Annotated in this window: 24 protein-coding genes and 1 pseudogene; 19 read left to right on the plus strand and 6 right to left on the minus strand. The window is 72.3% G+C overall.

From position 1 onward, the window contains the following. Window positions 1-20 precede the first annotated feature (20 nt). The 7 genes from secE to ACFVHK_RS08435 all read left to right on the plus strand — a co-directional run bounded on the left by secE (window position 21) and on the right by ACFVHK_RS08435 (window position 6,727). Window positions 21-296, plus strand: coding sequence for a preprotein translocase subunit SecE (gene secE / locus ACFVHK_RS08405; RefSeq protein WP_376928418.1), 276 nt, complete (start codon window positions 21-23; stop codon window positions 294-296). 66 nt (window positions 297-362) lie between these two features. Then, the gene (nusG, locus tag ACFVHK_RS08410) at window positions 363-1,286 is read left to right on the plus strand and encodes a transcription termination/antitermination protein NusG (protein ID WP_376928419.1); all 924 of its coding nucleotides are present in this window, start codon (window positions 363-365) and stop codon (window positions 1,284-1,286) included. A gap of 150 nt (window positions 1,287-1,436) precedes the next feature. Then, window positions 1,437-1,865 carry a 50S ribosomal protein L11 gene (gene rplK / locus ACFVHK_RS08415; RefSeq protein WP_129233776.1) on the plus strand — a complete coding sequence of 143 codons (429 nt, stop codon included), beginning with the start codon at window positions 1,437-1,439 and terminating at the stop codon, window positions 1,863-1,865. Window positions 1,866-2,006: 141 nt separating this feature from the next. Further along, entirely contained in the window at window positions 2,007-2,696 is a 690-nt protein-coding gene (rplA, locus tag ACFVHK_RS08420) for a 50S ribosomal protein L1 (RefSeq protein WP_129233777.1), read from the plus strand. Window positions 2,697-2,852: 156 nt separating this feature from the next. Beyond that, window positions 2,853-4,472 (plus strand): helix-turn-helix transcriptional regulator, encoded by a 1,620-nt coding sequence (locus tag ACFVHK_RS08425; RefSeq protein WP_376928420.1) that lies wholly within the window; start codon window positions 2,853-2,855, stop codon window positions 4,470-4,472. Window positions 4,473-4,662: 190 nt separating this feature from the next. Further along, window positions 4,663-6,294, plus strand: a complete 1,632-nt coding sequence (locus tag ACFVHK_RS08430; RefSeq protein ID WP_376928421.1) for a LuxR C-terminal-related transcriptional regulator — start codon at window positions 4,663-4,665, stop codon at window positions 6,292-6,294. Between the two features lie 103 nt (window positions 6,295-6,397). Beyond that, the gene (locus tag ACFVHK_RS08435; protein ID WP_376928422.1) at window positions 6,398-6,727 is read left to right on the plus strand and encodes a hypothetical protein; all 330 of its coding nucleotides are present in this window, start codon (window positions 6,398-6,400) and stop codon (window positions 6,725-6,727) included. On the opposite strand, the gene ACFVHK_RS08440 is transcribed toward ACFVHK_RS08435, so the two are convergent. After that, window positions 6,717-7,076 carry an SPW repeat domain-containing protein gene (locus ACFVHK_RS08440; RefSeq protein ID WP_129235872.1) on the minus strand — a complete coding sequence of 120 codons (360 nt, stop codon included), beginning with the start codon at window positions 7,074-7,076 and terminating at the stop codon, window positions 6,717-6,719. The two genes, ACFVHK_RS08435 and ACFVHK_RS08440, sit on opposite strands and share 11 nt — an antisense overlap. A 196-nt stretch (window positions 7,077-7,272) precedes the next feature. Between ACFVHK_RS08440 and ACFVHK_RS08445 the strand changes: the two genes are divergently transcribed. After that, window positions 7,273-8,046: an FHA domain-containing protein gene (locus tag ACFVHK_RS08445; RefSeq protein ID WP_376928423.1), complete on the plus strand. Its 774-nt coding sequence runs from the start codon at window positions 7,273-7,275 to the stop codon at window positions 8,044-8,046. Between the two features lie 66 nt (window positions 8,047-8,112). On the opposite strand, the gene ACFVHK_RS08450 is transcribed toward ACFVHK_RS08445, so the two are convergent. After that, window positions 8,113-8,382 (minus strand): acylphosphatase, encoded by a 270-nt coding sequence (locus tag ACFVHK_RS08450; RefSeq protein WP_129236018.1) that lies wholly within the window; start codon window positions 8,380-8,382, stop codon window positions 8,113-8,115. Between the two features lie 84 nt (window positions 8,383-8,466). Here ACFVHK_RS08450 and ACFVHK_RS08455 point away from each other — a divergent pair, with 84 nt between their 5' ends. From ACFVHK_RS08455 to ACFVHK_RS08470, 4 genes and pseudogenes are all read left to right on the plus strand, one after another. Next, complete coding sequence (locus ACFVHK_RS08455) at window positions 8,467-8,832, plus strand: iron chaperone (RefSeq protein WP_376928424.1); 366 nt, start codon at window positions 8,467-8,469, stop codon at window positions 8,830-8,832. After that, window positions 8,829-10,091 carry a glutaminase A gene (gene glsA, locus ACFVHK_RS08460; protein ID WP_376928425.1) on the plus strand — a complete coding sequence of 421 codons (1,263 nt, stop codon included), beginning with the start codon at window positions 8,829-8,831 and terminating at the stop codon, window positions 10,089-10,091. Before ACFVHK_RS08455 ends, glsA begins: the two co-directional genes overlap by 4 nt. A 153-nt stretch (window positions 10,092-10,244) precedes the next feature. After that, entirely contained in the window at window positions 10,245-11,882 is a 1,638-nt protein-coding gene (locus tag ACFVHK_RS08465) for a LuxR C-terminal-related transcriptional regulator (protein WP_376928426.1), read from the plus strand. 1 nt (window position 11,883) lies between these two features. Further along, window positions 11,884-11,964: pseudogene (locus ACFVHK_RS08470) on the plus strand (LuxR C-terminal-related transcriptional regulator); the annotation flags it as partial. An 89-nt stretch (window positions 11,965-12,053) separates the two neighbouring features. Here the strand turns inward: ACFVHK_RS08470 and ACFVHK_RS08475 are convergent. Continuing rightward, a complete protein-coding gene (locus tag ACFVHK_RS08475; RefSeq protein ID WP_376928427.1) occupies window positions 12,054-13,421 on the minus strand; it encodes an NAD-dependent succinate-semialdehyde dehydrogenase in 1,368 nt (455 codons plus the stop codon). Between the two features lie 213 nt (window positions 13,422-13,634). Here ACFVHK_RS08475 and ACFVHK_RS08480 point away from each other — a divergent pair, with 213 nt between their 5' ends. The 3 genes from ACFVHK_RS08480 (at window position 13,635) to ACFVHK_RS08490 (ending at window position 16,732) form a co-directional block, all read left to right on the plus strand. Beyond that, on the plus strand, window positions 13,635-14,801 hold the full coding sequence (locus ACFVHK_RS08480; RefSeq protein ID WP_376928428.1) for a CaiB/BaiF CoA transferase family protein: 1,167 nt from the start codon (window positions 13,635-13,637) through the stop codon (window positions 14,799-14,801). Window positions 14,802-14,847: 46 nt separating this feature from the next. Next, window positions 14,848-16,065: an acyl-CoA dehydrogenase family protein gene (locus ACFVHK_RS08485; RefSeq protein WP_376928429.1), complete on the plus strand. Its 1,218-nt coding sequence runs from the start codon at window positions 14,848-14,850 to the stop codon at window positions 16,063-16,065. 199 nt (window positions 16,066-16,264) lie between these two features. Continuing rightward, entirely contained in the window at window positions 16,265-16,732 is a 468-nt protein-coding gene (locus ACFVHK_RS08490) for a PaaI family thioesterase (protein ID WP_376928430.1), read from the plus strand. 81 nt (window positions 16,733-16,813) lie between these two features. Here the strand turns inward: ACFVHK_RS08490 and ACFVHK_RS08495 are convergent, their stop codons facing one another. After that, entirely contained in the window at window positions 16,814-17,146 is a 333-nt protein-coding gene (locus tag ACFVHK_RS08495; protein ID WP_129234992.1) for a hypothetical protein, read from the minus strand. Between the two features lie 342 nt (window positions 17,147-17,488). On the opposite strand from ACFVHK_RS08495, the gene ACFVHK_RS08500 reads away from it, so the two are divergent. The 4 genes from ACFVHK_RS08500 to ACFVHK_RS08515 all read left to right on the plus strand — a co-directional run bounded on the left by ACFVHK_RS08500 (window position 17,489) and on the right by ACFVHK_RS08515 (window position 20,669). Continuing rightward, window positions 17,489-18,301 carry a transporter substrate-binding domain-containing protein gene (locus ACFVHK_RS08500; RefSeq protein WP_376928431.1) on the plus strand — a complete coding sequence of 271 codons (813 nt, stop codon included), beginning with the start codon at window positions 17,489-17,491 and terminating at the stop codon, window positions 18,299-18,301. Between the two features lie 30 nt (window positions 18,302-18,331). Then, complete coding sequence (locus ACFVHK_RS08505; protein ID WP_207207098.1) at window positions 18,332-18,997, plus strand: amino acid ABC transporter permease; 666 nt, start codon at window positions 18,332-18,334, stop codon at window positions 18,995-18,997. After that, window positions 18,984-19,757, plus strand: a complete 774-nt coding sequence (locus tag ACFVHK_RS08510; RefSeq protein ID WP_129234996.1) for an amino acid ABC transporter ATP-binding protein — start codon at window positions 18,984-18,986, stop codon at window positions 19,755-19,757. Before ACFVHK_RS08505 ends, ACFVHK_RS08510 begins: the two co-directional genes overlap by 14 nt. 72 nt (window positions 19,758-19,829) lie before the next feature. Then, entirely contained in the window at window positions 19,830-20,669 is an 840-nt protein-coding gene (locus ACFVHK_RS08515) for a Pr6Pr family membrane protein (protein WP_376928432.1), read from the plus strand. Window positions 20,670-20,680: 11 nt separating this feature from the next. Here the strand turns inward: ACFVHK_RS08515 and ACFVHK_RS08520 are convergent, their stop codons facing one another. Together ACFVHK_RS08520 and ACFVHK_RS08525 are read right to left on the minus strand one after the other, a co-directional pair. Beyond that, window positions 20,681-22,240, minus strand: coding sequence for a flavin monoamine oxidase family protein (locus ACFVHK_RS08520; protein ID WP_376928433.1), 1,560 nt, complete (start codon window positions 22,238-22,240; stop codon window positions 20,681-20,683). Between the two features lie 140 nt (window positions 22,241-22,380). Further along, window positions 22,381-23,844, minus strand: a complete 1,464-nt coding sequence (locus ACFVHK_RS08525) for an aspartate aminotransferase family protein (RefSeq protein ID WP_376928434.1) — start codon at window positions 23,842-23,844, stop codon at window positions 22,381-22,383. Window positions 23,845-23,935 lie beyond the last annotated feature (91 nt).

Below are 23,935 nucleotides of genomic sequence, written 5' to 3' on the forward strand. Positions count from 1 at the left end.
GCCCATGAAAGGTGTACGAGGTGGCCCGGAAAGTACTCGACGAACCCAGCGAGGATGTCGTCGCCAATGCCAGGCGCGAGAGCGCGGCGCGGCGCAACCCCTTCGCACGGATCGCCCTGTTCATCCGACAGGTCATCGGCGAACTGAAGAAGGTCGTCACCCCGACGCGCAAGGAGCTTGCGAGCTTCACCGCGGTGGTGCTGGTCTTCGTGGCCATCATGATGGCGATCGTCTGGGGGCTCGACCAGGTCTTCTCATGGCTGGTCGTGTTCGTCTTCGGAACGCCGGGGGTCTGATCGGGCCGTCGGCCCGACACCTGCCCGCCGGTACCCGGCGGCACGGCAGAAAGAAGGATTGAGGAAGTGTCGAAGAACGAGCGACAGGACGTCGACTGGGCGACCGCCGCCGAGCAGTCCTCCGAAGAGGACGAGGCGCAGGAGGGCAACTCGCTCGAGCGCGACGAGGATTCCGTCGAGCCCGCCGAGCACCGCGCCGTGCACGTGGTCGACGACGAGGGCAACGACGTCGACCTCGACGCCGTCCTCGACGCGATCGCCGAGGCGACCGACCCCGAGGCCGACGCGGTCGTCGACGACGCCCTCGAGATCGACTCCGCCGACGAGGCGGAGGCGGCGCTCGACGCCGTCACCGAGGAGGACGAGGACCACGACCCGTACGAGGCGTTCCGCAACGAGCTCCGCTTCCTGCCGGGCAAGTGGTACGTCGTGCACTCCTACGCGGGCTTCGAGCGCCGCGTGAAGGCGAACGTCGAGCAGCGCCGCGAGACCATGGCGATGGCCGACTACATCCACCAGGTCGAGGTGCCGATGGAGGATGTCGTCGAGATCAAGAACGGCCAGCGCAAGATGGTCACGCGCGTGCGCGTGCCCGGCTACGTGCTCGTCCGCATGGAGCTCAACGAGGAGAGCTGGTCGGTCATCCGTCACACTCCGGGCGTCACCGGATTCGTGGGCAACGCCCACAACCCGACCCCCCTCCGCTTTGAGGAGGCCTTCAACATGCTGAAGAGCCTCGTCGACATCAAGGACGTCGCGCCCGCCAAGGGTGCGAAGGGTGCCGCCAGCGGCGGCGCCGCGCGCCAGATCCCCGCCGAGGTCGACTTCGAGGTCGGCGAGACCATCACGATCAAGGACGGCTCGTTCGCGGGCCTGCCCGGCACGATCAGCGAGATCAAGCCCGAGAGCGGCAAGCTCACGGTCCTCGTCTCGCTCTTCGAGCGCGAGACCCCGGTCGAGCTCAGCTTCGACCAGGTCACCAAGCTCTAGGGGCTTTCAGGGCCCCCGCAGCAACCCTCCGGTATCATCGGAGGGTTGTGCTGCGTCACGGACACACCGCACACCGACCACCGCGACCGGAACCGCCGGAATCGCGGGAGAGTGCCCCGCTCGGGGCGTTCGAACAGAAAGAGAGAAATCATGGCACCGAAGAAGAAGGTCACTGGTCTGATCAAGCTTCAGATCAAGGCCGGCGCCGCCAACCCGGCCCCGCCGATCGGCCCGGCCCTGGGTCAGCACGGCGTGAACATCATGGAGTTCTGCAAGGCCTACAACGCGGCCACCGAGGCTCAGCGGGGCAACGTCATCCCCGTCGAGATCACGGTCTACGAGGACCGCTCGTTCACCTTCATCCTGAAGACCCCGCCCGCCGCCGAGCTCATCAAGAAGGCCGCCGGCGTCCCCAAGGGCTCGGGCGTCCCGCACACGACCAAGGTCGGCAAGATCACGCCCGCCCAGGTCCGCGAGATCGCCGAGACGAAGATGGCCGACCTCAACGCCAACGACCTCGACGCCGCGTCGAAGATCATCGCGGGCACCGCTCGCTCGATGGGCATCACGGTCGAATAAGGCCTTCCCACGGCTCGCCCGGCCGCCTCGTGCACCGGGTCCGGACCGTGACGGATGCCGCGCGGCATCCGTTCACCAGAACTCTCATTCGTGGCAGCGCCCGCCAGGCGCGATGACCACACTCTCGCAAGGAGAACCAACATGGCACAGAAGTCCAAGGCCTACCGGGCCGCGGCCGAGAAGATCGAGGCCGGCAAGTACTACACCCCGACCGACGCCGTCGCGCTCGCGAAGGCGACCGGCTCGGCGAAGTTCGACTCGACCGTCGAGGTCGCGCTGAAGCTCGGCGTCGACCCGCGCAAGGCCGACCAGATGGTGCGCGGCACCGTCATCCTCCCGCACGGCACCGGCAAGACCGCGCGCGTCATCGTGTTCGCGACCGGCGCGGCCGCCGAGGCCGCCATCGCCGCGGGCGCCGACGAGGTCGGCGGCGCCGAGCTCATCGAGAAGGTCTCCGGCGGCTACACCGCGTTCGACGCGGCCGTCGCCACCCCCGAGCTCATGGGCCAGGTCGGCCGTCTCGGCAAGGTCCTCGGCCCGCGCGGCCTCATGCCGAACCCCAAGACCGGCACCGTGACCCCCAACCCGGCCAAGGCCGTCGAGGACATCAAGGGCGGCAAGATCGAGTTCCGCGTCGACAAGCACGCCAACGTGCACTTCGTCGTCGGCAAGGCCTCGTTCACGCAGGAGCAGCTGAACGACAACATCTCCGCCGCGCTCGAGGAGGTCGTGCGCCTCAAGCCGTCGAGCGCCAAGGGCCGCTACATCCAGAAGGGCGCCGTGTCGACCACGTTCGGCCCCGGCATCCCGCTGGACGTCAACGCCATCTGAGTCGCCTGACTCGTCACGAGGGGCCCGCCGGTTCGCCGGCGGGCCCCTCGTCGTTCGCCCGGGCTTCCTTGCGGCCGCCACGAGTGCGGCGCTAGCTTGTGGCTCGGCGGTCGCATCGGACCGGACGGCTCACGGGGTCGGCCGCGAAGGAGCACGATGACGTCGCCGAGCGCGCTCGAGGCAGGCCGGATCGCGGCCCGGGAGTCGCGCTGGGCGGATGCGGTCGAGTACCTCGCGCGGGCCGACGCGAGCGGTGAGCTGGCGGCATCCGACCTCGAGCTGCTCTCGACCGCGGCGATCCTCCGCGGCGACCGGAGCTCGGCGTTCGACGCCGGGGGGCGCGCGTACGCCGGGTACCTCGAGGCATCCGACGGTGCCTCCGCGGCGAGGTGGGCGGGCTGGATGGCGCTCGAACTCGTCGAGGTCGGCGACTTCTCCGAATCGCTCGCCTGGTCCGCGCGGGCGATGCAGATCGCCGCCGGGAGTGATGATCCGCTGCTCTCCGCGACCGTGCGGCTCGGACCGGCCGTGGCCCAACTCGGCAGCGGCGACCTGGCGGAGGGTCGCCGCATGGGCGAGGAGATCCTCCGGATCGCCGAGCGCCACGGGGATGAGGCGCTCATCGCGATGGCCTCGCTGGTGCTCGCGAAGTCGCTCGTCGCCGCGGGCGACCTCTCCGAGGCGCTCGCGCTCCACGACCGCACGATGGCCGTGATCGAGGCCGGCGGGCTCGGACCGTTCCAGACCGGCGATCTGCTGTGCGCCATGGTGTCCGACGCGATCATGGCGAGCGACCTCGATCGAGCGACCGCGTGGGTCGCGTTCCTCGACCACTGGTGCCGTGCCCAGCCCTCGCTCATCACCTTCAGCGGCCAGCGCTCGGCGCTGCTGGCGCAGGTGCAGGTCATCCGAGGCGAGTGGGACGCGGCGGTGGCCTCGGCGGAGTCCGCGATGATGCGGTTCCGCGCGGGCGACTTCCGGGCGGCGCACGGCGCACCGTACGCGCAGGGCGAGGTGCAGCGGCTCCGAGGCGCCTTCCACTCGGCTGCGGAGTCCTACCGGCTGGCGGGTGAGTCCGGCTGGGAACCGCAGCCCGGCTCGGCGCTGCTCCTGCTCGCCACGGGCCGGATCGGGAAGGCGCGGTCCGAGGTCCGTCGCACGTTGGCGGGGAACGTGCCGTTCATGCGCCGATTCGTGCTCCCGGCCGCGGTCGAGATCGAGTCCGCGGCCGGCGACCTCGATGCCGCAGGCCGGGCACTCGAGGAACTCCGGGGCTGGGCCGACGCGATGCGGACGCCGCTGTTCGACGCGATCGTCGCCCTGGCCGGCGCGCGCGTGCGGTTCGCGGCAGGCGACGCCGTCGCCGCCCTCGCCGAAGCCGGGCGGGCGGCGGGCGGTTTCCTGGAGGCCGGTGCGCCCTACGGGCGGGCGCAGGCACGACTGGTCGCGGCCGGCGCGCACGCCGCGCTCGGCGACCGCGAGGCCGCCGACGGCGAGATCCGCGGCGCTCGCGAGACACTCCTGACTCTCGGAGCCGGGCCGGCGCTCGGCGAGGCGACGCGGCTGATGGGGGAGCGTCGGAGCGGTGCGCTCACCGAGCGGGAGATCGAGGTCCTGCGCCTCGTCGCGACCGGGTTGACGAATCGGGGCGTCGCCGAACGGCTCTCGCTCAGCGAGAAGACGGTCGCACGCCACCTGAGCAACATCTTCGGCAAGCTCGGCATCGCGTCGAGGGCGGCGGCGACGGCGTACGCATACGAGCACGGCCTCGTCTGAGTGCCGTCAACCTGCATCGTTCTGCCCACGCCGCGGGAGACCGTCCTCGACGTCGCGAACGTGATCTGGTGCACGGGGTTCGAGGAGGTGGTCGACGCGGAGGCCTTGCCGACCGTGGGGCCGCGCGGTACGGTGCGCGAAGGGGAGGGTCCCGACGGCCGGCGGGTCGCACGGGGGCGATCCGGTTGCGATGGTCGCTGCGACGAGTCTCGAGCAGGCGCGCACCGCATACGCGGAGCGCCGGTGGAGCGACGCCGTCGACTGGTTCGATCGCGCGGAGGGAGGCCCCGCCACGCTGTCGGGCGACGACCTCGACCGGTTCGCCATGGCGGCCGACCTCGTGGGTCTGGGCGAGCGGGTGATCGAGTTGGGAACGCTCGCCCACGAGGCGCACCTGGCCGCCGGTCACCCGGATCGCGCGGCCTACACCGCGACCTGGATCAGCCTCGAGTCGATGAACTCGGGCAACCCGTCGCAGGGCATGGGGTGGCTCGCCCGCGCGCAGCGGCTCATCGAGCGACTGGACGAGCCCGGGGCCGCCGCCGGATTCGTGCTCGTCCCTGAGGCGCTGGCCGCGCTCTACGCGGGAGAGGCGGGTCGGGCGATCGAGCTCTTCGGCCGGGCCGGCGAGATCGCCGAACGCACGGACGATCCGGACGTGGCCGCGTTCGCGCTCCTCGGCAGCGGCCAGGCCGCGATCATGGCGGGCGACCCCTCCCGAGGGATCCGGATGTTCGACGAGGTCATGGTCTCGGTCACCGCGGGCGAGGTGGGCCCCGTGCCATCCGGAATCGTGTACTGCGCCGTGATCGGCTACTGCCACCTGACGTTCGAGCTCGCGCGCGCGATCGAGTGGACGCGGGCGCTCGACCGATGGTGCGACGACCAGCCCTCGCTCGTCGCGTTCAGCGGGCAGTGCCACGCGCACCGGGCCGAGTTGTTCCGCTTGCACGGGGCGTGGGCCGACGCCCTGTCGGCGGCACGGCTCGCCGAGGAGCGACTCGTCGCCGGAGACCTCGGCGCGGCGTTCGGTGCGCACTACCAGCAGGCAGAGGTCCTGCGCCTCCGAGGCGAGTTCGACGCGGCGGAGGCGAGGTACGTGAAGGCCGCGGAGTCGGGCTGGGAACCGCAACCCGGGTTGGCTCTGCTCCGCCTGGACGAGGGTCGCGCGCCGCTCGCCCAGAGCCTGATCCGGCGCAGCGCCGAGGGCGCCGACCCCGCCACCCGATGCCACCTGCTGCCTGCCGTCGTGAGCATCGAGGTGGCGGCGGGCGACGTCGACGCCGCGCGAGTCGCTGCGGACGAGCTGGCCGAGATGCAGCGGTCGAACCCGTCGGCCATGCTCGGTGCGATCGCGGCGTACGCCGAAGGGGAGGTCCGCCTCGCCCACGGCGACGCCGCCGGGGCGTTCACGCGCCTCCGCATCGCCCGCGAGGCGTGGGTCGAGGCCGGAGCGCCGTACGAGGTCGCGCGATGCCGGGTCCTCATGGCGCGGGCGCGTCGCGCCCTCGACGAGGACGAGGCCGCGGAGTTGGAGGAGGGCCTGGCCGAGGCGGCGTTCGCGGAACTCGGTGCCGTCGTCGCACTCGCGGCACTCGCGCGGCAGCGGGGCGCGGGAGCGCACGGGGACGTGCCGCTGACCGATCGAGAGGTGGAGGTGCTCCGGGCTGTGGCGCGCGGGATCACGAATCGGGAGGTCGCATCCGAACTCCGACTCAGCGAGAAGACGGTGGCCCGGCACCTGAGCAACATCTTCGGCAAGCTCGGCATCGCGTCGAGGGCGGCGGCGACGGCGTACGCATACGAGCACGGGCTCGTGTGACCGCCGGGTGCGCGCATGGGTAGAACGACCCATCGGCGACCGGGATGAAGTTGCGTGCTTCTCCCGACGCGGCCGGGATCGTGCTGAGCGTAGCGTCGCGAACATGGATGTACCGGTGTTCGCAGGGATGGTCGCGGCCGTCGTGTTCGCGACCGCCAACCTGCCGATGGTGTGGAAGGCCCTTCGCACGCACGACGTGGGGTCGTACAGCCTCGGGAGCATCGTCATGATCAACGGCGCGAACGCCGTGTACTCGCTCTACGTGTTCAGCCTGCCGTTCGGACCGATCTGGCTGCTCCACTCGTTCTACCTGGTGGCTTCGGCGATCATGCTCGTGCTGTGCCTGCAGCAGTTCCACGCACGCGGGCGCACCGGAACCCCGGGCACGCCGACCTCGCGTCCCCGGAGCCGGATCGCGTCGGTCAGTGGGTGATCGCGTCGTGGTGCGCGCGCATCGCGGGGCGGATGGCGAGGGCGGCGACGACCACGACGATCGCGCCGCAGATCCACGACATCCACGCGGGCCCGAACGCACCCGTCTCCACGTAGCGGCCGACCCACGGCGAGATGATCAGGAGCACGCCCAGGCCGCCCTGCACGTACTCCATGGCCACCATGCCGGGCCAGGCGAGGTTCACGAGGCCCGAGACGACGAGCAGCACGCCGAGCACGAGCATGATCGACACGGATGCTCCCATCTGCGTGAGGAACATCGTCGACAGTGCGACTGCCAGACCGGCGGCGATCGCCACCCAGTCTTCCCATCGCGTCCACTTCTTCATGAAAACCAACCTCCTTCAGGTGGCGGCTCCCATATCTGGGTGTCACTTCAACGGTATTCCCGACCGACCGTCCGGTCAATGGGCAGTGGTGCGGCACGTCCGCCGCGGGGCCCCGGAGTGGTCGAGCCCGACGGCACGGCGTACGCTCGACGCGTGGTCCCGGCGCATCGCCGGCGGCCGCTGGCAGGCATGTCGGATGTCACCGCAGCACGCAGCATCGGAACCGACCCTCCTCGTGGTCGGGGGCCGGTGGGGAGGACGACGCCTCGCGATCCCACCGGGATCGACCACGGTCGGGCGCGATCCGTCCTGCGGGATCGTCCTGGAGGCGGACGGGATGAGCCGCCGGCACGCCCGGCTCCTGCGCGCCGGGGACCACGTGACCATCGAGGATGCCGGCTCCACGAACGGCACCACGGTCAACGGCGCCACCACCACGGAGCCGCTCGAACTCCACCACGGCGATCTCGTCCGGCTGGGCTCGCTCGAGATGTCGTACCTCGGCCCGCGGGAGCGGCCCGTGCCGCGCGTCGTGCCCCGCCGCGGCAGGGTGCGGATCGGTCGGGCCGTCGTCGTCGGCGGGCTGGTCACCCTGATGCTCCTCGGGGTCGGCGTCGTGGTGCAGCTCGCGACCGGCCTGACCGGGGTCGCGGGGTGGATCGCCGCACCGCTGGCGGGGATGGCGGCCGCGCTCGTCCAGCTCGCGAAGGACGCGTTGACCCGAGTCCCCGAACCGCCGCCGACGCCGGTCGTCGGCGGCGTGCCGGGCGCGGAGGTCGCGCCCCGCGACGCCGGGACCGATCCCCAGCCGGTCGGATCGGACGGCACCGCGCCGATGGGCTTCGAGGTCCCGAAGCGCACTCGCGGGCTGCCGGTGTCCGTCGCGGCGATCGTCACGGTCCTGGTGCTCGGCGTCGGGGGCGCCGCCCTTGCGTTCGGGGTCGCGACGTTGACCGGGAACCTCCCGTAGCCCGGAGCATCCAGGGGCCGCGACGCGCGACGGATGGCGTCCGCCCGCGGCATCCGCTCGCCGGCCTCAGCTCAGCACACGGAAGCCGCGCTCGCCGGTCGGGGCGAGGTCGGCGGTGCTCAGCGAGGTGACCTCGGCGCCCGGCGGGCCCTCGTCGAGCCACGCGAGCATCGCATCGACGGATGCCGCTTCCCCCTCGATCTCGGCCTCGACCGCGCCGTCGTTGCGATTGCGGATCCAGCCAGACACCCCGAGTCGCTGAGCCTCGACGCGCGCGCTGAACCGGAAGCCGACCGCCTGGACGCGGCCGTGGACGATGACGCGCTGCCGGATCATGCGACCCCCCTGCGACGAGGGTAGACCGCGCGCCACGCGACCGCACGGATGCCGCGCCCGCACCGCGCGCGTACGATGACCCGCATGGGGGAGGTCGCCGAATACGTCGCCGGGCTCCACGAGCCGGCCCGATCGGCCATCGAGGGCGTGTTCTTCATCGCGCGCGAGGTCGTGCCCGACGTCGAGGAGGGCCGGAGCTACGGGATGCCCGCGCTCCGGTACGCCGGCAAGCCGCTGCTCGCCGTCGTGGAGGCGAAGACGCACATCGGGCTGTACCCGTTCAGCCCGGCGGTGATCGAGGCGTCCGCCGACCTGCTCGAGGGCTTCGATCGCAGCACGGGCACGGTCCGGTTCACCCCGGAGCACCGGCTGCCCGAGGAGGCGGTGCGCCGCCTCGTGGGCCTGCGCCGCGACGAGATCGACGCGGCATCCGGCCGCCGGCGCGCGTGAGCGCCGAGGACCGGTCGCGCCTGCTGGGCGCCGCGGTCGACCGCGTCCTCGCCGACGCGCTCCGGGAGGTCGCCGCGAGGATCGCCGAGGGCAGCGTCGCCGACTACATCCCGGAGCTCGCCGACGCGGACCCCGAGGCCTTCGGCGTCTCCATCGCGAGCGTGCTCGGCCGGGCCTACGGGGCGGGCGACGCCGACGCCCCGTTCACGATCCAGTCGGCGTCGAAGCCGTTCGTGTACGCCTTCGCATGCGAGGAGCTCGGCGCCGAGGCGGTGCACGAGCACGTCGGCGTGGAGCCGAGCGGCGAGCCGTTCAACGCGATCAGCCTCGACGAGCGCGGGCGACCCGAGAACCCGTTCATCAACGCCGGCGCGATCGTCACGACCTCGCTCGTCCCCGCCGACGACGCCGACGACCGGTTCCGGAGGATCCGCGACGCGCTCTCCCGCTTCGCAGGGCGCGAACTCGACCTCGACGACGAGGTGCACCGATCCGAGGCCGAGACCGGCCACCGCAACCGGGCGCTCGCCGGACTCGCGCTCGCCGCGGGATCGCTCGCGACGGACGACGTCGACGCGGCGACCGATCCGTACTTCCGGCAGTGCGCGCTGCGCGTGACCACGGCCGACCTCGCCATCATGGGTGCCACGCTCGCCAACGGCGGCGTGAACCCGATCACGCGCGACCGCGTCGTCGGCGAACGGGCGGCCCGGAACACGCTGTCGGTGATGGCGACCTGCGGCATGTACGACCGGTCGGGCGACTGGGCGTTCCGCGTCGGGATGCCGGCGAAGTCGGGCGTCGGCGGCGGAATCGTCGCGGTGCGTCCCGGCGAGTTCGGCGTCGGCGTCTACGCACCGCCGCTCGACGAGGCGGGCAACAGCGTCCGCGGGGTGGCCATGCTCGAGGCGCTCTCGGACCGCTTCGGACTGCACATGTTCGACCACGTCGCCGAGCCCGTCTCGCCGGTCGCCGAGGTCGACGTCGACGCCGCGGCCGGGACGGTCACGTTCGACCTCCGCGGCGAGCTCGACTTCGTCGCTGCCGAGCAGATCGTGCACGACGTCGGGCGGGTGCTGGAGCACACGGACGCGCGGGTGGTGCGCCTCGACTTCGGCGACGTCACGGTGGTCGCCGGGGTCGCGGAGCAGTTGCTGGGCGCGACCGCCGCGGCCGCGGAAGCGGCGGGCGTCGAGGTCCACGCGATCGGAGCACCCGACGAGGTGCTCGAGCAGTTCGGGGTCGCCGAACGCGACTGAGCGCCCCGGGATCACCGCGATGGCGAGGCGTCGAGGGGAGCCACGCCGCATGCCGTTGCCGGCCGTGGACGCCGGGTCTAGCCTGAGATCGGCTCGGTCCACGTCGATCGCCGGACCGCCGTGCGGCCGCGCCGTCACCTCCGGGGAGGCGTCATGGACGCGTCGACCGCCCTCGACCGAGGACGTACCGCCTTCTCCGAGCACCGATGGGCAGACGCCGTCGCGGGCTTGGACGCAGCCGATCGTGCGACGGCCGCCACCGCACCCGACCTCGAGCAGCTCGCCACGGCGGCCGTCCTCGTCGGCCGATTCGACGAGAGCGTCGCCTGGCGGACACGCGCCCACGAGGCCTTCCTCGCCGGGGGAGACCTGGACGGAGCGATCCGCAGCGCGTCCTGGCTGGGCATGGAATTCGTGTACGTCGGCGACCTGGCCCAGGCCGGCGGCTGGTTCGCACGGGCGCAGCGACTCCTCCACGAGCGGCCGGATGCGCCCGCCGACCGCGGATTCCTCCTGATTCCCGAGGGGCTGGCAGCCCTCGACGACGGCGACGGGGAGCGAGCGGCCGCGGCATTCGCGCGAGCGACCGAACTCGCACGCGCGGCGAGGGACGCCGACCTGATCGCCCTCGGCGAGCTCGGCCGCGGCCAGGCGGACATCATGCTCGGCAGGCCGGCGGACGGGCTGGCCCGGCTCGACGAGGTCATGGTGGCCGTCACGGCAGGGGAGGTCTCGCCGGTTCCGTCCGGAATCGTCTACTGCGAAGTGCTGCAGTGCTGCAGGCAGGCGTTCGACGTGCGACGGGCCCACGAATGGACCCGCGCGCTCGATCGATGGTGCGCCGAGCGGCCCGACATGGTCGCCTTCAGCGGCCAGTGCCACGCACACCGGTCGGAGCTCTTCCTCCTCCACGGCGCCTGGGCGGACGCGCTCGCTGCCGCGCAGGAGGCCTCCGAGCGAGCAGCCACGGGGGACCCGAACGGGGTGTTCGCCGCGTGGTACCAGATCGGCGAGGTCCATCGGCTGCGAGGCGAGGTGGATGCCGCGGCGTCCTCGTTCGAGGAGGCCGGGCGCACCGGCTTCGAGCCGCAGCCCGGTCTCGCCCTCCTCCTGTCATCTCAGGGGGACCACGCCCGGGCGCGAGCGATGATCCTCGCCGCAGCGGAGCGCGCGGACCCAGCCGAGCACCGCTGGCTGCTCCCCGCCATGGTGGAGATCCTGCTCGCCGCGGGTGACGTCGTCGCCGCTCGCGGCGTGGCCGACGAATTGCGCGAGCTGGGCCGGGCGAGCCCCATGCCGATGCTCGCGGCGTTCATCGAGCAGGCCGACGGCGCCGTGCTGATCGCGGAGGGCGACGCCCGAGCTGCACTGGCCGCGTCGCGGCATGCGTGGGCCCGTTGGCGCGACCTCGACGTGCCGTACGAGGCGGCGAGGTGCCGGGTCATCGCTGCGAGGGCGTGCCGGAAGCTCGGGGACGAGGCGTCGGCCTCGATGGAGCTCGACGCCGCGCGGGTCGTGTTCGAGGAACTCGGCGCCCGACCCGCCCTCTCGGCGATGGAGGTCGGATGGTCCTCCGCCGGAACGCCGTCGAATCCGGACGGGCTCACGGGTCGAGAGGTCGAGGTCCTCCGGCTCGTGGCGGCAGGCCGTACGAATCGGAGGATCGCCGAGGAGCTCTACCTCAGCGAGAAGACGGTCGAGCGTCACCTCAGCAATATCTTCGGCAAGCTCGATCTTCCCTCGCGGTCCGCAGCGACGGCCTACGCCTTCCGGCACGGGCTCGCGGACTGACGTGCCGCTCAGTGAGAAGACGGTCGCCCGCCATCTGAGCAACATCTTCACCAAGCTCGGCCTCTCGAGTCGTGCCGGGGCGACCGCGTACGCCTACGAGCCGGCGTGGTCTGAGGACGCGAAGCGCCCCGGAGCGGATGCCCCGGGGCGCTTCGACGACGCGACGGCAGCTCAGCCGATGCGGATCATCTTCTTGTTGACGAACTCGTCGGCGCCGAAGCGGCCGAGCTCGCGGCCCGAGCCGGAGCGCTTGACGCCGCCGAAGGGCAGCTCGGCGCCGTCGGCGAGCACGAGGTTCACGAACACCATGCCGGCCTCGATCGAGTCGGCGACGCGCATCGCCTGCTCCTGGTCGGTGGTGTACACGTACGAGCCCAGGCCGAACGGGATGTCGTTCGCGAGGCGCACGGCCTCCGCTTCGTCGGCGGCGCGGTAGACCTGCGCGACCGGACCGAAGAACTCCTCCTTCGAGGCGGGGTTCTCGGGCGTGACATCCGTCAGCACCGTGGTCTGGAAGAACGCGCCGTCGCGCGAACCGCCGTGCACGAGCGTGGCGCCGTGCTCGACCGCGCGCTTGACCTGCTCGTCGAGGCCCTCGGCGGCCTTGAGCGACGACAGCGGGCCGAGGGCCGAGTCCGACGAGGTCGGGTCGGTCGCCTCGACCTCGGCGATCTTCGCCGTGAACTTCTCGAGGAACGGCTCGTACAGGTCGTCGATGACGATGAAGCGCTTGGCCGCGTTGCACGACTGCCCGTTGTTGTCGAGGCGGGCGTCGACCGCGTTCTGCACGGCCGCGTCGAGGTCGTCGGTCGAGAGCAGGATGAACGGGTCGGAGCCGCCGAGCTCGAGCACGACCTTCTTGAGGTGCTTGCCCGCGAGCTCCGCGACGGCCGCACCGGCGCGCTCGGAGCCGGTGAGCGAGACGCCCTGCACGCGCGGGTCGGCGATGACGGTCGCGATCTGGTCGTGCGACGCGTACACGTTGACGTAGACGCCCTCGGGCGCACCCGCATCGCGGAAGATCTGCTCGATCGCGGCGGCCGACTCGGGGCACTGCTCGGCGTGCTTCAGGATGATCGTGTTGCCGATGATCACGTTCGGGCCGGCGAAGCGCGCGACCTGGTAGTACGGGAAGTTCCACGGCATGACGCCGAGGAGCGGGCCGAGCGAGCTGCGACGGATGATCGCCGATCCCTCGCCGTCGAGCAGGGCGACGGACTCGTCCTTCAGGAACTCGGACGCGTTGTCGGCGTAGTACTCGTAGATCGCACCGGCGAAGTCGGCCTCGGCGAGGGCCTGCTCGATGGGCTTGCCCATCTCGCGCACGATGATCTCGGCGAGCTCCTGGCGGCGCTCGACGTGCAGTTCGCCGACGCGGCGGATCAGGGCGGCGCGCTCCTCGACCGTGGTCGACTTGGCCCACGTGCGGTGCGCCTCGTCGGCGCTCGCGATCGCGGCCTCGAGCTCGGCGTCGGTGATGGTCGGATACGTCTTGACCGTCTCTCCGGTGGCCGGGTTGACGACGGCGTAGTTCGTCATGGGACTCCTCTGGGTGATGGTGCACTCGTCAGCCCGGACGGCGACGACGGTGCACGCCGCCTCCAAGCCTAGGCGGATCGACGAGGAAGGCGATCGACGCGATGGCGCATCGCCGAGAACGGATGGACGTGCTGTACAACGGGGGTCCACGGGCCCGTGGGTATGGTGACCGGGGGACCCGCGCGGGACGGGTCCGAACGCCGAGGAGGGCGGATGGCAGACGCGGACCAGGCCCCGACCGGCGCGCTGCGCGGCATCCGCGTCGCCGACTTCTCGCGCGTGCTCGCCGGGCCCTACGCCACGATGATGCTCGCCGACTTCGGCGCCGACGTGATCAAGGTCGAGTCGCCCGCGGGCGACGACACCCGCCACTGGAGTCCGCCCGTCGACGCGACGGGCCGCGCCACGTACTTCGGTGGCGTGAACCGGAACAAGCGCTCGGTGGCCCTCGACCTGGCGGATGCCGCGGGGCTCGCCGAGGCGCGTCGGCTCGCGGCGTCCGCCGACGTGGTCGTCGAGAACTTCCGGCCCGGGGTCATGGCCCGGTTCGGCCTCGCCTACCAGGACGTGCGCGAGCTGAACCCCGGCGTGGTCTACTGCTCCATCACGGGCTTCGGCGCGCGCGAGGGTGCGGCCCTCGCCGGGTACGACCTGCTCGTGCAGGCCGTGGGCGGGCTGATGAGCATCACGGGCGACCCCGGCGGCGACCCGTCGAAGGTCGGCGTCGCGCTCGTCGACGTGCTCACCGGGCAGAACGCCGTCGCCGGGATCCTGCTCGCGCTCCGCGAGCGCGACCGGACGGGGCAGGGGCGCCTCGTCGAGGTGAACCTCCTGCAGAGCCTGCTCTCCGCCCTCACCAACCAGGCGTCGTCGACCCTCGCGACGGGCACGCCGCCACGCCGGCTCGGCAACCAGCACCCGAGCATCGCGCCGTACGCCGTGTTCCGCGCGGCCGACCGCGAGCTCGTCATCGCCGTGGGAAACGACCGCCAGTTCGCCGCTCTCGCGGGCGTCGTCGGGCTGCCGGGCCTCGCCGGGGACGCGCGATTCCTGACGAACGCCGACCGCGTCGCGCACCGCGACGAGTTGCGCGAGACGCTCGAGCGGGCGCTGGCCGCGGCATCCGCGGGGGTCTGGGTCGACGCGCTCACGGTGGCCGGCGTGCCGGCCGGACTCGTGAACGACGTGGCCGAGGCGATCGCGTTCGCCGACGCGCTCGGCCTCGACGTCGTCGCCGAGACCCGCGAGGAGGACGACGGGGCGGCGCCGCACCGGTCGATCGCGAACCCGATCCGACTGGGCGGCGACGGCGCGCGCTACCGCACCGCGCCGCCCGCACTCGACGCCCACCGAGGCGCCGACTGGCTGCCGCGCGACTGACCTCGACCTCCGCCCGCCGGGCCCACGACCACATGGAAGGACCGACATGACCGCCACCGAACCCGACGCGACCGCGACCGCGACCGCACCCCGCATCGACGCCGTCTTCGACCTCGACGCCCTGCTCACCGAGGACGAGCTGGCCTGGCGCGACCGGGCGCGACGGTTCGCGCAGGAGCGCATCGCGCCCGTCATCGAGCAGGACTTCGAGGACAAGCACTTCCGTCGCGAGCTCGTGCGCGAGGCCGGCGAGCTCGGCTTCCTCGGCATGCACCTGAGCGGGTACGGATGCGCCGGGGCCGGTGCCGTCGCGTACGGCCTGGTGTGCCTCGAGCTCGAGGCGGCGGACTCGGGCTGGCGCACGTTCGTCTCGGTGCAGGGCTCGCTCGCCATGAGCGCCATCCACAAGTACGGATCGGAGGCGCAGAAGGAGCGCTGGCTGCCGGGCATGGCCGCGGGCGAGCTCATCGGATGCTTCGCGCTCACCGAGCCGCAGGGCGGCAGCGACCCCGCGGCGATGACGACGACCGCGCGGCGCGAGGGCGACGAGTGGGTCGTCGACGGCGCGAAGCGCTGGATCGGCCTCGCCTCGCTCGCCGACGTGGCCGTCGTCTGGGCGAAGGTCGACGACGAGGGCGGCGACGACCACGGCGTCGTGCGCGGCTTCCTCGTGCCGACCGCGACGCCCGGGTTCACGGCGACGCCGATCGACGGCAAGCTCTCGATGCGCGCTTCGGTCCAGTGCGACGTGACCTTCGACGGCGTGCGGTTGGCCGCCGACGCGGTGCTGCCCGGTGCGCGCGGCCTGTCGGGGCCGTTCGGCTGCCTCAACGAGGCGCGCTACGGCATCGTCTGGGGCGCGATGGGCGCGGCCCGGTCGTGCCTGGAGTCCGCACTCGGGCGCTCGATCTCGCGCGAGGTGTTCGGCCGGCCGATCGGCGCGAACCAGCTGATCCAGGCCAAGCTCGCCGACATGCTCGTCGAGGTCGAGAAGGGCGTGCTGCTCGCGCTGCACCTCGGCCGGCTCAAGGAGCGCGGGGCGCTGACGCCCGCGCAGATCTCGGTCGGCAAGCTCAACTCGGTCCGCGAGGCGCTGCGCATCGCGCACGAGGCACGGGCGATCCTCGCCGGCGACGGCATCACGAACGAGTTCCCCGTGATGCGGCACGCCGCCAACCTCGAGTCGGTGCGCACGTACGAGGGCACCGACGAGGTGCACCAGCTCGTCATCGGCCGGGCCCTGACCGGCCTGAGCGCCTTCTAGGCGCGCCGGCCTCGCCCGCTCGGGCGCCGTGCGCTCCGCGAGGGGATGCCATTCGCACCGTTCGTCACGTCCAGCGGTGCAGTCGGCATCCTCTCGTCGCACGCTTCGACGGAAGCGCCGACGGGTGGGCGAGCGATTGTGGGGAAACCACGACGAACGAGCGGATGCCGCAACCGCGCGCCACACTGGTCCGATGCGCATGACCCCACGACGACTCGCGATCGGCATGAGCCTCTGGGCGCCCAACCTGTTCAGCGGCATCCGGGTTCGGCGCTTCGCGCCGGACTGGACGAGCGCCGAGGTGGCGCTGCACGTCAACATGTTCACGCGGAACTACGTGGGGACCGCGTTCGGCGGCTCGTTGTCGGCCATGACCGATCCGTACTTCTTCATGCTCGTGCGGCACCAGCTCGGCGGCGACTTCGTCGTGTGGGACACGCGCGGCGAGATCGAGTTCGTGAAGCCCGGCCGGGGCGTGCTCACGGCCCGGTTCGAGGTGCCGCGCGAACGCGCCGAGGAGCTGCGGCGACGCGCGCACGGCGGCGCGAAGGTGCTCGAGTGGTTCGAGTCCGAGGTCGTCGACGCCGACGGCGACGTGGTGGCCCGCGTCCGCCGCGAGGTGTACGTGCGCGAGAAGCGCCGCGTCACCGAGGCGCGCACGGCCTGAGGACGCCCGGCGAGCGAGCGAGGCCGGCACCCTGAGAGGGTGACGGCCTCGCTCGCGTCCGGCGCTCGGCGCCGGTCGGCGTCAGCTGTTGATGCCGGGGATGACGAGCCAGCGGTTCTCGAGCACGATCCAGATCGCGACGAGCACCAGGGCGATGATCGTGAGGGTCATGCCGAGGCGTCCGCGCATGATCAGCGCGACGACGAGCACGACGAGCGTCGCGATGCCGAGCACCAGCGATCCGAAGGGGATGCCGGTGAGGAACAGCGACAGCACGAAGAGGCCGGCGACGATGATCTCGATGATGCCGATCACCGTCGACCCGCCGCGGGCGCGCAGGCGCCAGATGCCGTCGACGATCGTGAGGACGCCGCCGGCGAGGGCGATGAGGAGGAGCCAGGAGAGCGTGATCATTCAGGTTCCTTCGGTTCTGCGGGGGCAGTGCGACGAGGGGATCCGCCCCTCGACCGCGCCAGCCTAGCCACGCCGGGACGGGCCACGCCGCCCATTGCGCACCGGGCCGCGGACCGTGTATGCCCGCGCGCGCATGCGCCGGAGATCGTCCGCCCGACCGCAGGCCGGCGACCTGTCGCGCGCGGATCCGGCCCGATCGGAAATGAAACGCGGCGTCGTCCGGTTTCACCTCGTGGCCCCGGCCGTGCTGGACTCGTTCCGCATCCGCCGGGCCCGACACCGTCCTCGGCGCTCGGCGCCGACCAGCCGGACCCCTTCCACGTCACGAACGGAGCACCATCCATGACTCGCACCCGCACCCTGCTCGGCCTCGCCGCCGCATCCGCCGCCGTCCTCGCGCTCGCCGCGTGCTCGACGAGCGGCGGCGCAACGGACGGGGCGGATGCCGCGGGCGACGAGTACGGCCTCGTGAAGGCCGGCACGCTCACCGTCGCGACGGAGGGGACGTACCGCCCGTTCAGCTACCACGACGACGGCTCGGGCGACCTGGTCGGTTACGACGTCGAGGTGGCCGAAGCCGTCGCCGACGAGCTCGGACTCGAGATCGCCTTCCAGGAGACGCAGTGGGACGCGATCTTCGCGGGCCTCGACGCGGGACGCTTCGACGTCATCGCGAACCAGGTCTCGATCACGCCCGAGCGCGAGGAGCAGTACCTCTTCAGCACCCCGTACACCGTCTCGCGCGGCGTCATCGTCGTGAACGAGGGCGACACGTCGATCTCGTCGTTCGACGACCTCGCCGGCAAGACCACCGCGCAGTCGCTCACGAGCAACTGGTACGAGCTCGCGACCGCGTCGGGCGCCAACGTCGAGGCCGTCGAGGGCTGGGCGCAGGCCGTGGCGCTGCTGCAGCAGGGCCGCGTCGACGCCACCGTGAACGACAAGCTCACGTTCCTCGACTACGTGAACACGACGCCGGATGCCGCGATCGAGGCCGCCGTCGAGACCGACGAGTCGTCCGAGAGCGCGTTCGCGCTCACGCAGGACAAGGACGCGCTCGTCGCTGCGATCGACGAGGCGCTCGCGGCGCTCGCGGCCGACGGCACGCTCGCCGAGATCGGCGAGAAGTACTTCGGCGCCGACGTCACCGAGTAGCCTGTCGCCGTCCCAGGAAGGCGGTGACCCGTGAACGAGGGCCTGCAACTGTTCCTCGAGTCGTTCTGGCCGATCGTGTGGGGCGGGATCACGGGCACGATCCCGCTCGCACTCGCGTCGTTCGCCATCGGACTCGTGCTCGCACTCGCCGTTGCCCTCATGCGGCTGTCGAGGAACCGGGTGGTGTCGGGCATCGCCCGGTTCTACGTCTCGGTGATCCGCGGCACCCCGCTGCTCGTGCAGCTGTTCGTGATCTTCTACGGCCTGCCCGCGATCGGGCTCGTCATCGACCCGTGGCCGAGCGCGATCATCGCGTTCTCGCTCAACGTCGGCGGCTACGCCGCCGAGGTGATCCGCGCCGCGATCCTGTCGGTCCCGAAGGGGCAGTGGGAGGCGGCGTACACGATCGGCATGTCGCCGTCGACCGCGCTGCGTCGCGTCATCCTGCCGCAGGCGGCGCGCGTGTCGGTGCCGCCGCTGTCGAACACGTTCATCTCGCTCGTGAAGGACACGTCGCTCGCGTCGCTGATCCTCGTGACCGAGCTGTTCCGCGTCGCGCAGCAGATCGCGGCGTTCAGCCAGCAGTTCATGCTCCTGTACCTCGAGGCGGCGCTGATCTACTGGCTGTTCTGCCTGGCGCTCTCCGGCGGGCAGACGCGCCTCGAGAGGAGGTTGGACCGCTATGTCGCCCACTGACGCCCCCGTGCTGCTCTCGGCACGCGGCATCCGCAAGTCGTTCGGGTCGAACGAGGTGCTGCGCGGCATCGACTTCTCGGTGCGGCGCGGCGAGGTCGTGACGCTCATCGGACCGAGCGGGTCGGGCAAGACGACCGTGCTGCGTTCGCTCAACGGGCTCGAGACGCCGGATGCCGGCACGCTCGAGTTCGACGGCGGGCCCGCGATCGACTTCGCCCGGGCACCCGCGAAGGCCGACCGCCTGGCGATGCGCGACCGGTCCGCGATGGTCTTCCAGCACCACAACCTGTTCCCGCACATGACCGTGCTCGAGAACGTGGTGGAGGGGCCGATCCGCGTGCAGCGGGTACCGAAGGCGCAGGCGCTCGCCGAGGCATCCGCCCTGCTCGAACGCGTCGGACTCGCCGAGAAGCACGACCAGTACCCCCACCAGCTCTCGGGCGGCCAGCAGCAGCGGGTCGGCATCGTTCGGGCCCTGGCGCTGAAGCCCGACCTGCTGCTCTTCGACGAGCCGACGAGCGCGCTCGACCCCGAACTCGTCGGGGAGGTGCTGCACGTCATCAAGGAGCTCGCGGACGAGGGCTGGACCATGGTCGTCGTGACCCACGAGCTGCAGTTCGCGCGGCAGGCCGCCGACGAGGTGCTGTTCATGGACGGCGGGGTCGTCGTCGAGCGCGGCGCGCCGCGCGAGATCTTCACGAAGCCGCGCGAGGAGCGCACGCGGCGCTTCCTCGACCGGATCCTGCGGCCGCTCGACTGACCTCGCCGGGCGACCGGCCGGCCACCGGCGTATCCCCGACGAGCGTGGAGCCGGGGCGACTACCGTGAGGGCATGTCCGCGCGCGTCCTCGGCTCCGGTGTCGGGGCGGGGAGTGCCGCGACGCGGGCGGCACCGCGGGCCGGGGCCGACGACGTCCGCCCGCCGGGCGACGCCGCCGTGGCGGAGACCTCGGCGTCGCTCGCACGCACGACCGTGTCGCGGCGCGCGCTGGGCGCGTTCCGCCTCGCGATCGCGGCGGTCGAGATCGTCGCGCTGGTCGGCAACTACCAGTACGTGCTCGAGTTCCCGCTCTTCGCGTCCGTCAACTTCTTCAGCTACTTCACGATCCAGTCGGCGATGCTCGCGGTCGTGGTGCTGCTCGTCGCCGCCGGGTACGCCCTCACGCAGCACCGGGACCCGCCCGCGCTCGCGGCGTTCCGGACGGTCGTCACGGTGTACCTGCTCGTTTCCGGGATCGTGTTCGGGTTCATCGCAGTGCAGGCGTCGACGCGCGACTACCGGCTCGACGTGCCGTGGTCGGACACGCTCCTGCACTTCGTCGTGCCCGTCCTCGCGCTCGTCGCGTGGACCGTCGACGCGATCATCGCCGTGAACCCGCCGGTGCCGTGGGCGACGCTCGGGCTCGTGCTCGTGTTCCCGAGCGGATGGCTCGCGTACACGCTCATCCGCGGCGCCGACATCGGCTGGTACCCGTACTTCTTCCTCGACGCCAGCCAGGTCGGCGGACCCCTCGGCGTGGCCGTCTACTGCCTGCTCATCCTCGTCATCTTCGTCGGGTTGACCTCGGTGCTGGTGGGCGTGCACCGGCGGCTCGCGCTCCGCGGGGTGCGCCGGCGCATCGCGGCGCGGAATCGGGCGGGGAGCCGGGCCGCGGCGCTCGCCGAGCGCTGACCGCCGACCCGCTACCGCGCCACGAACGGCGCGAGCGCGGCCAGCAGCTCCTCGAGGACGTCGTCGTCGTCGAGCTCCGCGATGCGGCGCGCGTGCTCGGCCGCGAGGATGCCGAGGAGCAGCGGGCGCCGCGGATCCACGCCGACGTCGAGCCACGCGGCGACGGTCGGGGTGGCGCCGACGAGCGTGAACACGTTCGCGTCGGCATCGGTGTCGGTGTCGGCGTCCGTCCCGGCGGTCTCGTCGGCGACGGCGCCCGTCGCGGCCGGCGCCTCGGTCGCGCCGTCCGCGTCTCCGTCCGCGCCGCCCGCCGACGCCGCGGCATCCGCCCGCCAGAACGGTTCGTCGAAGGCGAGCCACACGACGTCGGAGGCGCCCATCCCGAGCACGCCGATGGCGCGCTGGTGCAGGAGGGGGAGCGGCGGGTCGAACGCGATGGTGTCGGTCTTCAGCACGCCGATCGACGCGGTCAGCACGACTCGGTGCATGCGCAGCGACTCGCCCGTGTCGAGGCGCAGGCTCACGCCGTCGTCGTCGACCGTGATCGTGGTGACCACACTCGATCCCGCGATGCGGAGGCCGTCGGCGAGGCGGTCGACGAGGGCCGTCCAGCCGCTCACGACGCGCGAGGTCGGCCGCCAGACCAGGTCGGGGTCGAACCGCTGGGCGGAGACGCGGGTCGGCGCCGCGCCGGTCGTGGGCTCGACGCCGGTCGAGATCGCGTTCACGAGCCAATCCCTCGGGCTCAGCCCGTCGGGCCCCGGCTCGCCCGAGATCGGCACCGCGCCCGAGCGGAGCAGCGCGTTCGTGAGCGACACGTCGGCCGAGTTGCCGGCGGCCCACTCCTGCGCGGTCGCGATGGCGTCCCAGCCCGCCGGCGAGGGTTCGGCGACGGTGCCGTCGGGTGTGCGGGCCTCGACCACCGGCGTGAAGGGCCGCGTCGCCACGCCCGCCTCCGCGAGGACCGGGCGCAGCTCGGCCCCGTCGGATGCGAACACGCTGCCCAGCACGACGGGGCCGCCGAACGCGTCGTCCTGGATCGTGCGCAGCCTCCCGCCGAGGGTCGTGCCGGCCTCGACCACGACGACGTCGTGTCCCGCGTCGGCGAGCGTCCGTGCGGCGGCGAGCCCGGCGATGCCGGCGCCGATGACGGCGATGCGGTCGCCCTCGTCGGCGAGGTCGGCGATCGTGCGCGCGGCACGGATGCCCTCGGCGTAGGCGCCGTGGACGGTTCCGGGCGCGTCGGCCGAGGTGCCCTCGCCCGCGATGACCAGCCGGTCGGCGATCGGTTGCGCGAGCGCGGAGCGCAGTTCGGGCGTGGAGCCGACCGCGTCGAAGCTGAAGGCTCCGCGCGTGAACGGGTCGCGGCTCCACCGCGAGCGGAGGAACGCCTCGGGGGCGGGCACGCCGCCCGGGGTCGGCGTCGGCGACGGACTCGGCGTGCGTGTCGGCGTCGGAGTGGGCGTCGGGCGGCCGTCGGTGCACGCGGCGAGCGTCACGGCCAGCCCGCCGAGGCTCGCGGCGAGGAACGCGCGCCGCGGCATCCCCCCTGCGGGCCCCCGTGCGTCCATGTGCCTCAGGCTAGCCGCTCGGCATCGGGCAGCCCGGCACGCGGCGGCCGTGCCCGGGAACGCAGGGAATCCGGGGAACCGGCCCCGGTGAGGCCGTGAACCCCGGATTCCCGCGGCGTTCCGGGCGGGGATGCGGACCGCTACGCGGCGAGCTCGGCGTCCGCGACGTCGAGCGCCGCGTCGATGATGTCGAGCCCGCGGACGAGGTCCTCCTCGCTGATCACGAGCGGGGGCGCGACGTGGAGCCGGTTGAAGTGCACGAACGGCCAGAGGCCCGCCTGCTTGCAGGCCGCGGCGACCCGGCCCATCGGCGCAGCATCGGCTCCGGCGGCGTTGAACGGCACGAGCGGTTCGCGGGTCTCGCGGTCGCGGACCAGTTCGATCGCCCAGAACAGCCCGAGTCCGCGGACCTCGCCGACCGACGGGTGCTTCTCGGCGAGCTCGGCGAGGCGCGGGCCGACGACGCGGGCGCCCAGGTCGCGGACCCGCTCGAGGATGCCGTCGCGCTCGAACACCTCGAAGGTGGCGACGCCGGGCGCGCACGCGAGGGGGTGCCCCGAGTACGTCAGGCCGCCCATGAACGCCACGGTGTCGAAGTGCGAGGCGATCCGCTCGGAGATCACGACGCCGCCGAGCGGTGCGTAGCCCGAGTTCACGCCCTTGGCGAAGGTGATGAGGTCGGGCGTCACGCCGAAGTGGTTCACCGCGAACCACTCGCCGATGCGGCCGAAGCCGACCATGACCTCGTCGGCGATGTAGACGATGCCGTACTTGTCGGCGAGCGCGCGCACGCCCTGGAGGTAGCCGGGCGGCGGCACGAGCACGCCGTTGGTGCCGACGACGGTCTCGATGATGATCGCCGCGATCGTCGACGCGCCCTCGAGCGTGATGACCTGCTCGAGGTGCGCGAGGGCCCGCTCGGTCTCCTGCTCGGCCGACTCGGAGTGGAACGACGAGCGGTACGGGTACGGCCCGAGGAAGTGCGCGACCGAGCCGTCGGACGGCTCGTTCCGCCAGCGGCGCGGGTCGCCCGTGAGCGAGATCGCGGTGGCGGTGCCGCCGTGGTAGCTGCGGTACATCGAGAGCACCTTGCGGCGCCCGGTCACCTCGCGCGCCATGCGCACGGCGTACTCGTTCGCGTCGGCGCCGCCATTGGTGAAGAACACCTTGTCGAGGTCGCCGGGCGCGACCTCGGCGATGCGCCGGGCGAGCTCGCCGCGGACGTCGTTCGCCATCGACGGCTGGATCGTCGCGAGGCGCCCGGCCTGCTGCTGGATGGCCGCGACGAGGTCGGGGTGCTGGTGGCCGAGGTTGAGGTTCACGAGCTGCGACGAGAAGTCGAGGTACGCGTTGCCCCGGTAGTCCCAGAACGTGGCGCCCTCGCCGGCGGCGACGGGCAGCGGGTCGATCAGCGCCTGCGCGCTCCACGAGTGGAACACGTGGGCGCGGTCGTCGGCGCGGACCTGCGCCTCGGCGGCGGTGTCGGTCAGCGGGCGCCGTGCACCGGAACGGTCGACGTACGACGCCGCGGTCGCGGCATCCGCCGTCGCCGCGGCATCCGTCGTCGCCTCGTCGGCCTCGGTCGGGATCAGCGTGTCGGTCATGAGGGTCCTTTCGACCGGGTGAGGTGACGCGAACGGTCGTTCCCGGGCGCGGGATCGACCGTTCGCGTCATTTCGCGGAGCGGAGGGGAGG

It is taken from the genome of Agromyces binzhouensis, assembly GCF_042672355.1.
Classification (GTDB): domain Bacteria; phylum Actinomycetota; class Actinomycetes; order Actinomycetales; family Microbacteriaceae; genus Agromyces; species Agromyces binzhouensis.

Excerpts from the sequence above, each read along its gene's own strand:
- ACFVHK_RS08425 (WP_376928420.1), top strand. The coding sequence starts at position 2,853 with ATGACGTCGCCGAGCGCGCTCGAGGCAGGCCGGATCGCGGCCCGGGAG.
- rplA (WP_129233777.1), top strand. The coding sequence starts at position 2,007 with ATGGCACAGAAGTCCAAGGCCTACCGGGCCGCGGCCGAGAAGATCGAG.
- ACFVHK_RS08490 (WP_376928430.1), top strand. The coding sequence starts at position 16,265 with ATGACCCCACGACGACTCGCGATCGGCATGAGCCTCTGGGCGCCCAAC.
- rplK (WP_129233776.1), top strand. The coding sequence starts at position 1,437 with ATGGCACCGAAGAAGAAGGTCACTGGTCTGATCAAGCTTCAGATCAAG.
- ACFVHK_RS08455 (WP_376928424.1), top strand. The coding sequence starts at position 8,467 with ATGGGGGAGGTCGCCGAATACGTCGCCGGGCTCCACGAGCCGGCCCGA.
- ACFVHK_RS08450 (WP_129236018.1), bottom strand. The coding sequence starts at position 8,382 with ATGATCCGGCAGCGCGTCATCGTCCACGGCCGCGTCCAGGCGGTCGGC.
- ACFVHK_RS08520 (WP_376928433.1), bottom strand. The coding sequence starts at position 22,240 with ATGGACGCACGGGGGCCCGCAGGGGGGATGCCGCGGCGCGCGTTCCTC.
- ACFVHK_RS08510 (WP_129234996.1), top strand. The coding sequence starts at position 18,984 with ATGTCGCCCACTGACGCCCCCGTGCTGCTCTCGGCACGCGGCATCCGC.
- ACFVHK_RS08515 (WP_376928432.1), top strand. The coding sequence starts at position 19,830 with ATGTCCGCGCGCGTCCTCGGCTCCGGTGTCGGGGCGGGGAGTGCCGCG.
- ACFVHK_RS08480 (WP_376928428.1), top strand. The coding sequence starts at position 13,635 with ATGGCAGACGCGGACCAGGCCCCGACCGGCGCGCTGCGCGGCATCCGC.
- ACFVHK_RS08445 (WP_376928423.1), top strand. The coding sequence starts at position 7,273 with ATGTCACCGCAGCACGCAGCATCGGAACCGACCCTCCTCGTGGTCGGG.
- ACFVHK_RS08525 (WP_376928434.1), bottom strand. The coding sequence starts at position 23,844 with ATGACCGACACGCTGATCCCGACCGAGGCCGACGAGGCGACGACGGAT.
- ACFVHK_RS08430 (WP_376928421.1), top strand. The coding sequence starts at position 4,663 with ATGGTCGCTGCGACGAGTCTCGAGCAGGCGCGCACCGCATACGCGGAG.
- ACFVHK_RS08475 (WP_376928427.1), bottom strand. The coding sequence starts at position 13,421 with ATGACGAACTACGCCGTCGTCAACCCGGCCACCGGAGAGACGGTCAAG.
- ACFVHK_RS08435 (WP_376928422.1), top strand. The coding sequence starts at position 6,398 with ATGGATGTACCGGTGTTCGCAGGGATGGTCGCGGCCGTCGTGTTCGCG.
- ACFVHK_RS08500 (WP_376928431.1), top strand. The coding sequence starts at position 17,489 with ATGACTCGCACCCGCACCCTGCTCGGCCTCGCCGCCGCATCCGCCGCC.
- ACFVHK_RS08440 (WP_129235872.1), bottom strand. The coding sequence starts at position 7,076 with ATGAAGAAGTGGACGCGATGGGAAGACTGGGTGGCGATCGCCGCCGGT.
- ACFVHK_RS08485 (WP_376928429.1), top strand. The coding sequence starts at position 14,848 with ATGACCGCCACCGAACCCGACGCGACCGCGACCGCGACCGCACCCCGC.
- ACFVHK_RS08495 (WP_129234992.1), bottom strand. The coding sequence starts at position 17,146 with ATGATCACGCTCTCCTGGCTCCTCCTCATCGCCCTCGCCGGCGGCGTC.
- ACFVHK_RS08465 (WP_376928426.1), top strand. The coding sequence starts at position 10,245 with ATGGACGCGTCGACCGCCCTCGACCGAGGACGTACCGCCTTCTCCGAG.